This window comes from Bartonella vinsonii subsp. berkhoffii ATCC 51672 (genome assembly GCF_902825225.1).
Lineage (GTDB): Bacteria > Pseudomonadota > Alphaproteobacteria > Rhizobiales > Rhizobiaceae > Bartonella > Bartonella berkhoffii.
This window is the reverse complement of the sequence record NZ_CADEAK010000008.1, coordinates 23,337-37,857: the sequence shown is the minus strand read 5'-3', so window position 1 is coordinate 37,857 and position 14,521 is coordinate 23,337. Positions and strand designations below refer to the sequence as shown.

The 14,521-nt window shown below is 37.7% G+C and carries 17 protein-coding genes and 3 tRNA genes; 5 read left to right on the top strand and 15 right to left on the bottom strand.

Features of this window, described 5'->3' with window-relative positions:
• Nucleotides 1–105: 105 nt before the first annotated feature.
• Nucleotides 106–182 (bottom strand) — tRNA-Asp (locus tag J7R10_RS05335).
• A gap of 173 nt (nt 183–355) precedes the next feature.
• Between J7R10_RS05335 and J7R10_RS05330 the strand changes: the two genes are divergently transcribed.
• Nucleotides 356–431 (top strand) — tRNA-Val (locus J7R10_RS05330).
• A 312-nt stretch (nt 432–743) separates the two neighbouring features.
• Here the strand turns inward: J7R10_RS05330 and J7R10_RS05325 are convergent.
• The 4 genes from J7R10_RS05325 to folE all read right to left on the bottom strand — a co-directional run bounded on the left by J7R10_RS05325 (nt 744) and on the right by folE (nt 3,584).
• Complete coding sequence (locus tag J7R10_RS05325; RefSeq protein ID WP_010705233.1) at nt 744–1,238, bottom strand: hypothetical protein; 495 nt, start codon at nt 1,236–1,238, stop codon at nt 744–746.
• A 129-nt stretch (nt 1,239–1,367) separates the two neighbouring features.
• Nucleotides 1,368–2,552 carry an alpha/beta hydrolase gene (locus tag J7R10_RS05320; RefSeq protein ID WP_010705232.1) on the bottom strand — a complete coding sequence of 395 codons (1,185 nt, stop codon included), beginning with the start codon at nt 2,550–2,552 and terminating at the stop codon, nt 1,368–1,370.
• 192 nt (nt 2,553–2,744) lie between these two features.
• Nucleotides 2,745–2,829: transfer RNA gene (locus J7R10_RS05315), tRNA-Leu, on the bottom strand.
• Nucleotides 2,830–2,966: 137 nt separating this feature from the next.
• Nucleotides 2,967–3,584 (bottom strand): GTP cyclohydrolase I FolE, encoded by a 618-nt coding sequence (gene folE, locus J7R10_RS05310; protein WP_010705231.1) that lies wholly within the window; start codon nt 3,582–3,584, stop codon nt 2,967–2,969.
• A gap of 125 nt (nt 3,585–3,709) precedes the next feature.
• Here folE and J7R10_RS05305 point away from each other — a divergent pair, with 125 nt between their 5' ends.
• From J7R10_RS05305 to thrS, 3 genes are all read left to right on the top strand, one after another.
• On the top strand, nt 3,710–4,138 hold the full coding sequence (locus J7R10_RS05305; RefSeq protein ID WP_010705230.1) for an iron-sulfur cluster assembly scaffold protein: 429 nt from the start codon (nt 3,710–3,712) through the stop codon (nt 4,136–4,138).
• On the top strand, nt 4,139–4,492 hold the full coding sequence (gene yidD / locus J7R10_RS05300) for a membrane protein insertion efficiency factor YidD (protein ID WP_010705229.1): 354 nt from the start codon (nt 4,139–4,141) through the stop codon (nt 4,490–4,492).
• A 123-nt stretch (nt 4,493–4,615) separates the two neighbouring features.
• Nucleotides 4,616–6,592 (top strand): threonine--tRNA ligase, encoded by a 1,977-nt coding sequence (gene thrS / locus J7R10_RS05295; protein ID WP_010705228.1) that lies wholly within the window; start codon nt 4,616–4,618, stop codon nt 6,590–6,592.
• 32 nt (nt 6,593–6,624) lie between these two features.
• Here the strand turns inward: thrS and J7R10_RS05290 are convergent, their stop codons facing one another.
• The 5 genes from J7R10_RS05290 to J7R10_RS05270 form a co-directional block, all read right to left on the bottom strand.
• Nucleotides 6,625–7,128: a MerR family transcriptional regulator gene (locus J7R10_RS05290; RefSeq protein WP_010705227.1), complete on the bottom strand. Its 504-nt coding sequence runs from the start codon at nt 7,126–7,128 to the stop codon at nt 6,625–6,627.
• A 195-nt stretch (nt 7,129–7,323) separates the two neighbouring features.
• Nucleotides 7,324–7,647: an integration host factor subunit alpha gene (locus tag J7R10_RS05285; RefSeq protein WP_010705226.1), complete on the bottom strand. Its 324-nt coding sequence runs from the start codon at nt 7,645–7,647 to the stop codon at nt 7,324–7,326.
• A gap of 78 nt (nt 7,648–7,725) precedes the next feature.
• Nucleotides 7,726–8,700 (bottom strand): beta-ketoacyl-ACP synthase III, encoded by a 975-nt coding sequence (locus J7R10_RS05280; protein WP_010705225.1) that lies wholly within the window; start codon nt 8,698–8,700, stop codon nt 7,726–7,728.
• 49 nt (nt 8,701–8,749) lie between these two features.
• Nucleotides 8,750–9,820 carry a phosphate acyltransferase PlsX gene (plsX, locus tag J7R10_RS05275; protein WP_010705224.1) on the bottom strand — a complete coding sequence of 357 codons (1,071 nt, stop codon included), beginning with the start codon at nt 9,818–9,820 and terminating at the stop codon, nt 8,750–8,752.
• A gap of 150 nt (nt 9,821–9,970) precedes the next feature.
• Nucleotides 9,971–10,534, bottom strand: a complete 564-nt coding sequence (locus J7R10_RS05270) for a YceD family protein (RefSeq protein WP_010705223.1) — start codon at nt 10,532–10,534, stop codon at nt 9,971–9,973.
• A gap of 220 nt (nt 10,535–10,754) precedes the next feature.
• On the opposite strand from J7R10_RS05270, the gene J7R10_RS05265 reads away from it, so the two are divergent.
• Nucleotides 10,755–11,234, top strand: coding sequence for an outer membrane protein assembly factor BamE (locus tag J7R10_RS05265; protein WP_010705222.1), 480 nt, complete (start codon nt 10,755–10,757; stop codon nt 11,232–11,234).
• Between the two features lie 77 nt (nt 11,235–11,311).
• On the opposite strand, the gene nusB is transcribed toward J7R10_RS05265, so the two are convergent.
• From nusB to nrdR, 5 genes are all read right to left on the bottom strand, one after another.
• On the bottom strand, nt 11,312–11,782 hold the full coding sequence (gene nusB / locus J7R10_RS05260; protein ID WP_010705221.1) for a transcription antitermination factor NusB: 471 nt from the start codon (nt 11,780–11,782) through the stop codon (nt 11,312–11,314).
• A 2-nt stretch (nt 11,783–11,784) separates the two neighbouring features.
• The gene (locus J7R10_RS05255; protein ID WP_010705220.1) at nt 11,785–12,237 is read right to left on the bottom strand and encodes a 6,7-dimethyl-8-ribityllumazine synthase; all 453 of its coding nucleotides are present in this window, start codon (nt 12,235–12,237) and stop codon (nt 11,785–11,787) included.
• 77 nt (nt 12,238–12,314) lie between these two features.
• A complete protein-coding gene (locus J7R10_RS05250; RefSeq protein ID WP_010705219.1) occupies nt 12,315–12,932 on the bottom strand; it encodes a riboflavin synthase in 618 nt (205 codons plus the stop codon).
• Nucleotides 12,914–14,041, bottom strand: coding sequence for a bifunctional diaminohydroxyphosphoribosylaminopyrimidine deaminase/5-amino-6-(5-phosphoribosylamino)uracil reductase RibD (gene ribD, locus J7R10_RS05245; protein ID WP_010705218.1), 1,128 nt, complete (start codon nt 14,039–14,041; stop codon nt 12,914–12,916). Before ribD ends, J7R10_RS05250 begins: the two co-directional genes overlap by 19 nt.
• Nucleotides 14,034–14,519, bottom strand: coding sequence for a transcriptional regulator NrdR (gene nrdR / locus J7R10_RS05240; RefSeq protein WP_010705217.1), 486 nt, complete (start codon nt 14,517–14,519; stop codon nt 14,034–14,036). Before nrdR ends, ribD begins: the two co-directional genes overlap by 8 nt.
• Nucleotides 14,520–14,521 lie beyond the last annotated feature (2 nt).

Here is a 14,521-nt window from a genome sequence, read left to right as displayed (position 1 = left end):
TCTAAACTTTAAGAAACATCGCAAAACAACGCCTTAACGGCCACATGCTTTGCACACAAGGATGTTTATACTCAAAAATAAAAATTCATAAAAAAATGACGAAAATGGCGCGAGTGACGGGGCTCGAACCCGCGACCTCCGGCGTGACAGGCCAGCACTCTAACCAACTGAGCTACACCCGCGCACTTTTTTCAAACCAATTCATATTGGTATAAGCGGTCGTGTAAGGGGTTCATGCGTTTATGTCAAGCGGGCTTATGCATTTTTTTAAAAAATTGTAAAACACTATCTTTATTCTTGCGTTTAGATTTTTTTTTCCGTAAAGAATGTCTATCCAATTGCTGATCATTGCATTGGGCGATTAGCTCAGCTGGTAGAGCGCCTCGTTTACACCGAGGATGTCGGGAGTTCGAGTCTCTCATCGCCCACCATACACTTTTAAACTTCACATAACTTATTGATTCTAAATGTGTTTTTTAAGTGAGGGGCGCGTGGATATAAAGTGAGGGAATAAGATTTTTAAACCATGCCTTTATCCTGTTATGAAAAACTATTTAACGTTCTTACAAACATGTCGGCGACTTCGCGACTCAACTGATCAGAAGGCATGATCATAAAACTATCGCGACAAGCATCAGCTTCTTTTCTTAAAATGACTATAGCCTTTGAAACACTCTGTTTTCTATAAAGTTGAAAATATTTGTACAAATGTGCTTTATTGAAAAAATATTTTATTTTTCATTTTAATATTCTTTTTCAAAGAGATGTGGGCTTTCAACAATAAGCTTTTCTCGTGCTTTTTGTAATTGTTTAATCACTTCATCAATTTTTGACGGAGAATAACAAGATTCTTGGCTATCTAATAAACGTTGCCTTTCCATTCCCTCATAAAAACATTGCATCTGAGACTGAAGTATTCTCATCTCTTGGAAAAAAAGGCGTCCCGTTTCTTTAAAACCATTATTAAGCGATAACAGTTGTTCGGAAATTGATAGCAGAATTTGTTTTAAGAATTGCTCATTTTCTTGGCGTTTACGGTATTCTAAAACAAGAGCATGGCTTATTTCATCCAGCTGTTTTTTTGTAGAATCAATTTGACGCAATAAATTTGCTTTTTCCCCCATATTAACTTCTCTCGCCCTCAAAAGCATAGTATGAATATCGAATAATTTAACTGCAGAATGAGATAAATAATCAACTAATGCAGGTGTATCGACAGAGCGCTTTCGTGCAACCATTATGAACACACCTCATAATTGTTTACATTCATTCCACTATTTTTTCATTTTACAAAGCTATTCTAAAGAAAGTGCTAAAAAACCTACTAATACATTTATATTTGATGAAAAATTTTGGCTTTTTTCACATTAATGTGAAGCCAATGGGGTTAAAAAACGCACAGGTGTATAAAGGATAAGGTGCGTTGTTTTTTCCAATACAGTACTACTATCAGCAAGAAGCGCCTGGCTGGGTGATAATTCTGTACCCTGCATAATTGTAGAAGCCAAAGAACCTTCTCGAGAAAGAGCCATCAATGTTGGTGAAGATGCAAAGACATTATGTGCTCCACCATCAACAGTAGAAAAATCAAGGACAGTTATTCCATTTTTACGCAACATTTCAATATCTGAACCATCTCCTACACGATGATGTCCACCCGTAAGGCGTCCCGAAACAGCAAGTGCTTTATCCGCACGAGATACTAAAATAGCTGTTGGTTGAGGCAACTTTTTAATATCATTAAGTTGACGTTCAAAAACATCAACATCAATGTCCGGTGCCGCCATTAAGAAACTTGTAATACGACGAATAGGTTTATAGTTCCCCTGTAATGCCAAAGTTCTAAATGCCTCCATTATAACGAAATTACCCATCGAATGTGCAATAACGGAAATTTCATCAGCATTGGTTTCACTGATGAGTGTCAAAAGCTCTATCAGTCCGTCACGCGCAAAATTTGCGCTATCACGGTCATAAATATAAAGAGGGACTGATCCAGCAGAGGGCCATGAATAGTGCACAGCAACTACATCTAAAGAATAATCATGTGTAAACTGAGCTGTACGAAATGTGCCATCTGCAAAATTATTGTTATAGCCATGAATAAAAAGAAAAATTTCTCTCTTCCCTTTTGGCTTTTTTGCTAAAGCGGCATTTAGTTGCTGTTTAAATTGTTCTTTATTATCATATTTTTGCAAAGCCACTGCTGCAAAATATTTATCATGGGTAGGTTTATAAGCGTTTATTTCAACAACACCCTTCACATGTTGTTGAGGAATTCCCACATCAACACGGTTATAATGTACTTTGTTTGACCGCTCTGCTCCATAAGGCTGAGAATAGTTGTTTTGCATCATGCGGCTTGTTGCAACATATACTGGAACAACAGTTTTTGGAAGAATTGGTCTACCTTCAACTTCCCTTTGCACTGCAATCATAGACGGTGTTGCATGAACCCCGTGCCAAAGTACGGCACGCGATTTGCTACATGCCGTCAATAAAGAAATGCAAATCAAGAATGTTAAATACTTTAGAAATATTGTACTTCTCACGACAACACCACCCAATCCTCTAAAAAGATTTAAATCTCAGATTTACAGGTAAAAGAACAAAAATTCTACCGACCTAAAATGCACAAGCATTACTAGGAATACACTAAATCAAATAATACACAAAGAAAAACCCCGCGACAATGCATAAAACAGCATTCTTGGAATATAACACAACTCTCAAGAGAAATTAAATGGTGCGGTCGAGAAGACTCGAACTTCCACGGGTTGCCCCACAGCGACCTCAACGCTGCGCGTCTACCAATTCCGCCACGACCGCACGTGATGAAGTGAAATACATTGATTTCTGGCTTTAACAAATCATAAAGCAAGGTACAAGCTTATTTTCGCTTTCCTACGATTTATTTTGCCTAAAGGACTTATGTCCACTACGAAGTCACCAGAATATAAGTGCCACTATGATCTTTGAAGCATCATCATAAAGTTAGCCTGTGCATCTTGATCTTCTTTATAACAACCAAGAAAACTTGTTGTAATCGTTGTAGCTCCCTGCTTTTGAATTCCTCTCATAGCCATGCACATATGCTCAGCCTCAATCAACACCGCGACACCACGAGGTTTCAGATGCACTCCCAAAGCATGAGCTATTTGAGCTGTCATAGCCTCTTGTGTTTGTAAACGACGAGCAAAAACATCCACAACACGCGCAATTTTTGAAAGCCCAACAATCTTTATATCAGGAAAATAGCCGATATGCGCTTTCCCAACAATCGGGATCATATGATGTTCACAATGTGAATAAAAAGGAATATTTTTTACTATTATCGCTTCACGATACCCTGAAACTTCTTCAAAAACCGTATCTAAAATCTCTTCAACCGATTTGCTATAACCAGTAAAAAGATCGCGATATGCTTTCGATACACGTTTAGGAGTATCTATAAGCCCCTCCCGATTCGGATTTTCTCCCATCCATAAGAGCAATGTACGAATCGCTGCCTCTACTTCTTCAACACTAGGACGTTTCTCAGATAAAAATGGATCTCTTGAACTTCCTTTAATAACATCACGCATTAAAAAACTCCAATTTCATCCTCTATAAAGCATTTGCTAGATACATATTTCGTTTTGTATAATCTCTATATAAGCGAATTAAAAGCTTAAACAATCTCGATTCTCGAAATTTCAGGCAAGTGCTCATGGTTGATAATATCTATAGTGATAAAATACTTGAATATGCTGCACATATAAGTAGAATCGGACGTCTTAATAATCCAGATGCAACGTCAAAAAAACATGCACGCCTTTGCGGTTCAACAATCACTGTAGATCTCAAAGTAGAAAATAACATTGTTATAGATTTCGCTCATGAAGTGCAAGCATGTGTGCTCGGACAAGCTTCAGCTTCACTTTTAGCATCTCATATTATAGGACAAACAACACAAAATCTTAAAATGTTACGTGAAATTATCTATCATATGCTCACAAAAGATGGTCCACCTCCCCAAGCTCCATTTGAAGCGTTTTCTTGTTTACAGTCCATTAAAGACTATAAAATACGTCATGCTTCAACAATGCTTTCCTTTGATGCGACCATAGAATGTATCAAACAAATTGAAAAAAAATAAATGCTCAAATTACACCTCCAACAAAAAAACAGACAAACCCGAAATTATGTGGGACCTTGGCGAAAAACACCTGGACGATTACTTGGCATTTTCTTGATACGTTTTTATCAAATAACGCTTTCTAACTTGATAGGAAATCAGTGTCGTCATGCACCAACCTGTTCAGAATATACTTATGAAGCAATCGCACGCCATGGACTATGGGCTGGTGCATGGATGGGACTTTTTCGTATCATACGTTGTGGTCCATTTGGAACATATGGATTTGATCCAGTACCTCCTTCTCTCGAAAAGAGTTATTGTTTTTATAAACCTTGGCGTTACTGGAAAATTTCTACGAAACACAATAAATAGTTCTTTCCTTTTTTTATGCGTATTGATAAAAAAATGAGTTTTTAGGCTTTAAATTAATTATAATTCAGTTTTTTACGAAACCCATCCGCAATCGTTGGCGGAATTGGACTAAAGGGGTGTTTTATGTCTTGCTCTGTTTCTCTTTCGTTTCCTGATGGTTCAAAACGTGATTATCCTACTGAAATGACTGGTTTAGAATTGGCAGCATCCATTTCTAAATCACTTGCAAAAAAAGCTGTTGCCTACAGCTTTAATGGAAGCATTCGAGACCTATCAGATCCATTAGAACAATCTGGTCAAATAGAAATTATTACACGAGAAGATCCACGCGCTCTTGATCTCATACGTCATGATTGTGCACATGTCCTAGCTGAAGCAGTACAAGAGCTCTTTCCTGAAACGCAAGTAACAATTGGTCCTGTGATCGAAAATGGTTTCTATTATGATTTTGCGCGCCAGCAACCTTTTACATTGGATGATCTCAGCATTATTGAAAAAAAAATGCGTGAAATTATTCAACGCAATAAACCTTTCAAAAAAGAGATTTGGTCTCGTGAAAAAGCGAAAGAGATTTTTTCTGAAAAAGGTGAATTCTATAAGGTTGAGCTTATTGAGAGCATTCCCGAAAATCAAGATTTAAAAATCTATTATCAAGGTGATTGGTTTGATCTTTGTCGTGGACCACACATGCAATCTACTGGACAAATTGGAAGTGCCTTTAAATTGATGAAAGTCGCAGGAGCTTATTGGCGCGGTGACTCCAATAATCCAATGCTAACGAGAATTTATGGCACAGCATTTGCGAATGAAAATGACTTAAAAACTTACCTAAACATGCTAGAAGAAGCTGAAAAACGTGATCATCGCCGCTTGGGACGTGAAATGGATTTATTTCATTTTCAAGAAGAAGGACCAGGAATGATTTTTTGGCACAAAAAAGGCTGGAAAATGTTCCAAAATTTGATCAACTATATGCGTAGACGTCTTGATGATCATCAATATGCGGAAGTTAATGCACCACAAGTGCTCGATAGATCACTTTGGGAAATATCTGGCCATTGGGGATGGTATAAAGAGAATATGTTCAAAGCAATTCCAGCGGCAGAGGATTGGGATCTTGAAAATATTTACGCTCTTAAACCAATGAATTGTCCTGGTCACGTACAAATTTTTAAACATGGTTTAAAATCTTACCGCGATTTGCCTATAAGACTTGCTGAATTTGGTCTTGTCCATCGTTATGAACCTTCAGGCTCTCTCCATGGTCTTATGCGTGTGCGAAGCTTTACACAAGATGATGCCCATATTTTTTGTACAGATGAGCAGTTAGCTGATGAATGCCTCAAGATTAATGATTTAATCTTATCAACTTATGCTGACTTTGGTTTTAAAGAAATCAGCCTTAAGCTTTCAAAACGTCCAGAAAAGCGAGTCGGAACTGATGCATTATGGGATCATGCCGAAAATATCATGGAATCCGTTCTTAAAACTATTGAGACAAAATTTGCAGGACAAATCAAAACAAGTATCCTCCCAGGTGAAGGTGCATTTTATGGTCCAAAATTTGAATATACATTGAAAGATGCTATCGGTCGTGAATGGCAATGTGGTACAACACAAATAGACTTTAATCTCCCTGAACGTTTTGGTGCGTTTTATATTGATAAAGATTCAGAAAAACGTCAACCAGTCATGATACATCGCGCCATTTTTGGATCAATGGAACGTTTTCTTGGCATTTTAATCGAAAATTTTACTGGACATATGCCCCTTTGGCTTGCACCTGAGCAAATCGTTGTAGCAACCATTACATCTGAAGCAAATGAATATGCAAAAAAAATAACGGCAAAACTTAAAGCTGCTGGACTTTCTGCAACATCAGATCTTCGTAATGAAAAAATTAATTACAAAATACGTGAACACTCTTTACAAAAAGTTCCTGTAATTTTGGTATGCGGCAAACGTGAATCAGAAACGAATAGCGTGAGCATGCGCCGCTTAGGAAGCATAGATCAGCTCTTCTTGTCTATAGAAGAAGCGATTAAACAACTTATCGATGAAGCAACACCACCAGATTTACGCCGTTTAATAAATGCTTAAAAACGCACTAAACGATAAAAGGAGCGATAAAATTATCGTGCTCTATCAAGCACACGTTTGCATTCAATAAGTTCAAACAGCGTTTCTTGTAACAATGCTTTATCGGTTTTATCTTTGTGAACATTAACAGAACCAATGGATGCTTCCCCTTCGCTCCTCATGAAACTCAAAAGCCCAAAAGAAGACTTTTTAGGCTTACTGCTGGAAGTTTCAAAAGTTTGTCCTGCGTGTTTCTTTTCTATTACGACATTCATAGCTTCAAGATCACCATTGCCAAATGCAGTAACAAAAGCAATACCATTCTCTTTCAAAAGGCGCTGCACACCCTTTATTGTATACCCCTGATCATACAGCAACTGCTTAATGCCATTGAGCAACTCAATATCGGCTGGGCGATAATAGCGCCTTCCCCCCCCACGTTTCATTGGCTTAATTTGCCTAAAACGTGTTTCCCAGAATCTTAACACATGCTGCGGAAGCTCCAATAACTCGGCTACTTCGCTAATTGTGCGAAAAGCATCAGAGCTCTTATCCATTTTGTAACACCTTATCTAAAACACTATTGGTTACACAACGACTCATAAAGTTCTAATTTCTCAATAAGATTGGTTAAAAATAGGGCCCTACTTGACTACTTTAAAACCCAAAAACCCTTTTTCTTGAAACAAAATGTAAAACCCAATCTATAATATAATTTTTTAACAAATACCAAACACCGTAACAGTATTTATTTATGTGATATTATTTTTCTGTCTTGCACGATGCGAATCTAAGATTCTTTGTTTAAGGACATTTGCAGCCTTAAATGTCACGACACGTCGCGGTGGAATAGGCGCTTCAATGCCGGTTTTTGGATTCCGTCCAACGCGTTCATTTTTACTACGAACTTGAAAAGTTGCAAAAGAAGATAACTTAACTGCTTCACCTCTCACAAGTGAATTGCAAATTTCATCCAAAACTAATTCAACTAAAGCTGCTGATTCAGTGTGTGACAAGCCTACCCTTCTACAAACTACGCTCGCTAAATCTGCACGCGTTACTGTTTTACTTGTCATTATAATCACCTATTTAAAATATTAAAAATTACAAAATGACTTATACGTTTTATTCAAATATGGTCAAGGGACTATAATTTACCAACGAATAAGAATTGCTCCCCACGTAAATCCACCGCCCATAGCTTCTAACATAATAAGATCTCCTTTTTTAATTTTCCTTTGGCAAACAGCTGTTGTTAAAGCCAATGGCACTGATCCCGCAGACGTATTACCATGCTGATCAACAGTAATCACAACCTTATCTAAGGCAATTCCCAATTTTTTAGCTGATGCTTCAATAATACGTTTATTGGCCTGATGAGGGACAAACCAATCTAACTGAGAAGAATTCATACCAGCAGACGCAAAACAATCATCAACGACATCCGTTATCATACCAACTGCATATTTAAAAACTTCTCGTCCTTCCATGCGTAAATAGCCCGTTGTTTGCGTTGTCGAAGGGCCGCCATCAACATACAGCTTATCTATATATGCGCCATTGGAGCGTAATTTCGTAGCCAATATGCCACAATCGAAAGCAAGATTGCTTTCACATTCCTGTGCTTCTAAAACAGCAGCCCCCGCTCCATCGCCAAATAAAACACATGTCGTGCGATCTTTCCAATCCAAAATTCGAGAAAATGTGTCAGACCCAATAACTAAAATTCTTTTAGCTGTTCCACAGCGTAAATAGGCATCTCCTGTTGCTAAAGCAAAAATAAAACCAGAGCAAACAGCTTGAATATCAAAAGCAAATCCATGAGTCATTCCCAAAGCATATTGAATTTCAACAGCAGAAGCAGGAAAAGTACGGTTTGGTGTTGAAGTTGCTAAAATAAGACAATCAATATCTTTTATTGTTAAACCAGCATTTATAAGTGCTTTTTGTGCAGCTTCAACGCCTAAAGAAACCGTTGTTTCATTTTCATTAGCAATATAACGCTGGCGTATTCCTGTACGTTGAACAATCCATGAATCCGATGTTTCAACAAATTTTGCAATCTCATCATTCGATAAGCTTTTTTGAGGCAGGGCACTTCCTACACCACGTATAACGGACCGAATCATTAAGCCCTAACCTTTTCTTCATATTTTTTCATTATATTACAAAAACTTATCATAAGTTCTTCTCATTTATTGTCGCTTCATCTTCTTGATTAAAAAGTGTTTCTTTATTTTCATGAAACCGCCGCAAATCAGCAGTTATTTTTTTCAAAAGTCCATTGTTAACCATCTCATAACCAACGCGGATAGCAGAAGCAAAGCCATTGGCATTAGCACTTCCATGGCTTTTTATGACAACTCCGTTCAAACCTAAAAGCACCCCACCATTCACCCTATCGGGATCCATTTTGTGTTTCAATGCACGAAAAGCGCTCCGTGATAAAAAATAACCAAGAGATGTTAAAAAAGAACTGCGCATAGCGGAGTTTAGAATCTCTGCCATCTGCCGCGCAGTACCCTCTGCGGTTTTTAAAGCAATATTACCAGAAAATCCCTCCGTTACAACAACATCTACTGTCCCCTTTCCAATGTCATTGCCTTCAACAAATCCCTTATATTCTAATCCTTCTAATTGCACTTCACGCAATATCATTCCTGCCTTTTTAATTTCATAAAGGCCTTTAACCTCTTCAACCCCCACATTTAAAAGCCCAACACTTGGTTTTTCAGTGTGATATAAAGCGCGAAACATGCCGGCCCCCATAACAGCCAAATCAACCAACTGGTTCGCAGATGCACCAATCGTTGCTCCAATATCCAAAACAATACTTTCACTGCGAAGCGTTGGCCAAATACCTGCAATTCCAGGGCGTTCAGCCTCTGCCATCATTTTTAAACAAAAATAAGACATTGCCATGAGTGCACCCGTATTGCCCGCAGAAATGCAAGCATCAGCTTTTTCATTTTTTACTGCTTCAATCGCATACCACATGGATGATTTCCCACGCCCATTGCGAAGTGCTTGGCTTGGCTTTTCATCCATACGCGTGTAGCTTTCTGTAGGATAGAAGCGCGATACAGAAGCCAAACAAGGATATTTTTTTAAAACCGGCGTAACAGCTTCCTCTACTCCATAAAACAGAAAATAAATATTTGATAAATATTTTTGTACAATTGCTGCTCCTGCAATAGTTGCTTCTGGACCATAATCACCGCCCATGACATCCACAGAAATTCTAATCACGCTTGCATATCCCACATCTTTTCATTTACTCTTTTAAACGCATATCACGATTTTTTGCTATTGAATAACCACCAAACATCTTCTGCGAAAATAGCTCCGCAAAAAATACTGTTTTTATAATGCAGCACAATAGATAATTTTTTTATGTTTTTACAGTCGCTTCCAACTTTCCAAAACAGAAAATGGCGATGTTTTTTGTTCGATTTCTTCTAAATTTTTAATCACAGGCACCTTTACCCCCTCTTTGCGCGGATAATAATTAATGGACAACTCAAAGAATTCTTCCATAATTGCACCAATATCAATTTTATCGCCATAAAATACTTCTGGTGTATCCAGTCCCTCCACATCTAAAAATAATTCTCCTGTATATTCCGCTGTTTTTGGCTTTATTAAATGTGAGACTTCAGGGACCAAAACAACTTCAATATTTTCACTGAGAATATTTTCTATTGGTTCTAGTGTAACAACACATAACTGTATTATACGTGCCCGCAAGAGACCTTTTACACGTACTCCGCGTTTTTTCCATGGGAAAATATGAAATTTTCCTTCACAAGATTTTACTTCAACCAAATCATGGTTCTCAGCTAAATGAGCACACTCTTTCTGGTTTGCACAAACAGAAACCTTTATACCCTTAGCTGGTAGAGAACGTACTGATATGGGATAAGCCAAAGCAAATGTCATTTGAGAAACATTTTGAAGATTCATGAACAACTCCTGAATATAGGATGTAATGTATTGCACTTTTGTTTAACCAAAGTACATTTCATTCATTTTTTCCTTTTCTAAAGAAATTCTATATGGCATAACTACTTTATAACAGGGAAGCTCAATGTAAGCTATGGCAGATTAAGCTAAAATGAGAAAAAACTTGAGGTTACCTTCTTGTCGTATATTTAAGTATAAAAGGGAGATATCATTGTTTCAAATGCCTCACATAGCGGCCTTAATCAAACGTAAGTCATTGATTGGCCTGTCAATAGCAAGCATGGTAGCGGTTTCCGGTTGTAGCATTCTTGATTCTTCAGGTTCAAGCCAAACATATCAGGAAGGTTATGTTCTTGATAAAAATGCTCTTAGTTCTATTTCTGTTGGATCAAGTCAGGAACAAGTTATTTTAAGTTTAGGAACCCCATCACTTAAAACAAAATATGATAATGAGGTCTTCTATTATATCTCACAAACGCGTTATCGTGCGATGCAATTTATGAAAACAAAAATTATTGATCGTAAAGTTTTGGCTATTTATTTCAATAAAAATAACCAAGTTACTAAAGTAGCGCATTATGGTCTACAAAATGGACAAGTATTCGATTTCATCACACAAACAACTCCAACAGCTACAAAAGAACAACCTTTCTTAATCCAGATTATTAAAGGTCCTGCAAATTTGCCAACACATAACTAGATTATAACAATCTGTATAAGCTAATCTTGGGACTGATAACGATCAGTCCCGGCAATGTTGAGATTAAGGAAATATTCTTAGAGGCGGATTTTTTTTGCCATACTGTCAAGAACGGCATTAACGAGTTTTGGCTCATCACCATCAAAAAATGCTTTTGCTATATCCACATATTCATTCATAACAACAGCAACAGGCACATCTTGACGGTTGATCAACTCCCATAAACCTGCACGCAAAATTGCACGTAGTATGGAATCAAGACGTGAGAGTGACCACTCTGTGGAAAGCTGTTGATGAAGCATAGGATCGAGCTGTTTTTGATTCTTTACAACACCCGTGATAATAGCTAAAAACCATTGAAAATCAGCATCAAGATACTGATCTCCATCAATATTTTTTCCTAAACGATAAGCCTCATATTCAACTGCCGTTTCCATCACACCAGAACCAACTATATCCATTTGATAGAGTGCTTGAACTGCAGCGAGTCTTGCTGCTCCACGTTTATTGGCTGAACGTGGAGAATGTTTTCCTTTTATATCAGCCATATTTAATCATTATCTCCAAATTTCTTTTTTAGAGCGATCATACATAAAGCAGCTTTAGCAGCAAAACCACCTTTATTTTTTTTATCCTGTTTTGCACGTTCCCATGCTTGTTTTTCATCTTCAATAGTCAAAATACCATTTCCGATAGCCAAATGATTATGAACAGTTAAATCCATCAATGCACGACAAGAATCATTCGCAACAATTTCAAAATGATATGTTTCACCTCGAATAACACAGCCAAGTGCGACATAACCATCATACTTACTATTTTTTTCAGCAAAAGCTATTGCAGCTGGTATTTCTAATGCCCCTGGAACTGTCACAATATCATAGCTTGCTTCTGCTTTCTGCAAAGCATCCACTGCACCTGCAAGAAGAGCATCAGAAATCCCCTCATAAAAACGTGCTTCAACGATCAATAGATGTAACTTTTTATGCTTCTCTTTTATCATAACAAGATTCTATAAAAATTAACCCAAAAATTAGCCTTATAGAGTACAAAATTTTGAAAATTACAATAACTTTCAACTCACACATCTATCATTTTAAAACCAGAAAACTTTGCAACATAACGAGCAAACGGATCGATCTCTAAATTGACTTGGTCTCCAATTTTAGCTTGTCCCCAAGTTGTCATTTCAAGTGTATGACGAATAATAAGAATATCAAAAATACAGTCCTCAATACAATTCACAGTCAAAGATGTCCCATTAAGTGCAATAGAACCTTTGCTTACAATAAAGGGCGTAAATCGTGTTGGAACCTGTAGGAAAAAACGAACTGCATCACCTTCATTTTTTTGATCAATGATCTCAGCCAAACTATCAATATGACCAGAAACCAAATGCCCCCCCATTTCATCACCCAATCGAAGAGAACGCTCTAAGTTAATACACGTTCCTTTTGTCCATTGTGCAAGATTAGTCAAACGCAATGCCTCTTCCCACGCTTCTACAGCAAACCAACTCATATTGGACTGTTTTGATCCTCGTTCAACGATTGTCAAACAAATTCCTGAACACGCAATGGACGAACCAATCTCTAAGCTTTCAACAGCATAACGCGTAGAAATATTAAAACGAACCCCTTTTTTTAAAGATTGAATATCTTCAACACAACCGATATCCGTTATAATCCCTGTGAACATAACGTCTTACGCCTCCATTTATAAAAACGGTCATTTCCAAACATTCTTGCTTCAACTTTATGAAATTGCGAAAGATAATTTTCAAAATTAGGAGCTTCAATACGGTTTTTGCCTAAAATAATAGGAGCATAAAAGCATATCAAATGATCCACACAACCAGAATTTAAAAACTTTTCCCCTGTCTTCACTCCTCCCTCAAGTAAAACACTACTGATTCCACGTTGATAAAGCAGCTGTAGAATAGCAAGGGGTTGCATGCAACCATTCTTTATTTTTGTTGAATACACAGACACACCACATTTTTCCAACGCGCTTTTTTTGCTTTTCTTCGAAGGATTCCCATTACAAATAATCCATGTAGGAATTTTTGTTGCTGTCTGAACAACTTTTGCATCAAGTGGGATACATAAATCTGCATCCAAAATGACACGTATTGGCGAACGCATTTCCATCCCTGGCAAACGACAATTCAATTGTGGATCATCCGCTAATATAGTGCCAATACCAACGAGAATAGCATTATTTTTAGCGCGTAAAATATGGGTATAGGTATGAGAAGTCATTCCACTAATTTTTATTCCCCCCTGCCCCTTTTTTCCCACACCATTATCAGCAGAAATTGCCATTTTTAAAGTAACAGCACAACGTTGCAATTTCCTTATGCACCAATGTGTACACAATGCTTCAAAAGCTTCTTCAGCAAGAATGCCCTCAACCACTTCAATACCAGCTGCCCGTAAAAGAGAAATACCTCGGCCATCAACCCGCTTATCTAAATCAGTAAGAGCAATAACAACCCGCGAAACACCTGAATCAATGAGAGCATTCACACATGGCGAAGTTTTTCCATAATGCGAACAAGGCTCTAAAGTCACATAAGCAGTCGCACCATGAGCTAAAGTTCCAGCCATTTGTAACGCTTGCACTTCAGCATGAGGTCTGCCGTGAATAGCTGTTACACCATACCCCACAATAGATGTCCCTGCGCCCTCATCGTTTCGCACAATTAACGCACCAACTGAAGGATTTTCACCAGTAAGACCAACATGACGCTCTGCTAAACGGATAGCTGCAGCCATAAACCGCTTATCTTGTATTTTTTTATTCATCAAAATGAGATTCTGTATCCGCTGCTATACCCTTTGACAACTCGTCGATAACATCATGAAAATCGCTTGCATTACGAAAATCTCGATAAACAGAAGCAAAACGGATATAGGCAATATCATCAATCCTTTTTAATGCTTCCATCACAAGACAACCAATTTTTTCCGAAGAAATCTCTGGTTCTCCTAAACTTTCGAGTTGTCGTACAATACCAGAAATTACCCGTTCAATATAGTCTGGATCAATATTGCGCTTACGCACTGCTATATCAACTGATCGCATTAATTTATCACGATCAAAGAGCTCACTTCGACCACTTTTTTTAGAGACTAAAAGCTCACGCAGCTGAACACGTTCAAAAGTTGTAAAACGACCACCACAAACAGCACAAACACGGCGGCGGCGAATAACCGCCCCCTCTTCTGCAGGACGCGAATCTTTAACCTGTGTATCCTCATATTGGCAGTAAGGACAACGCATCT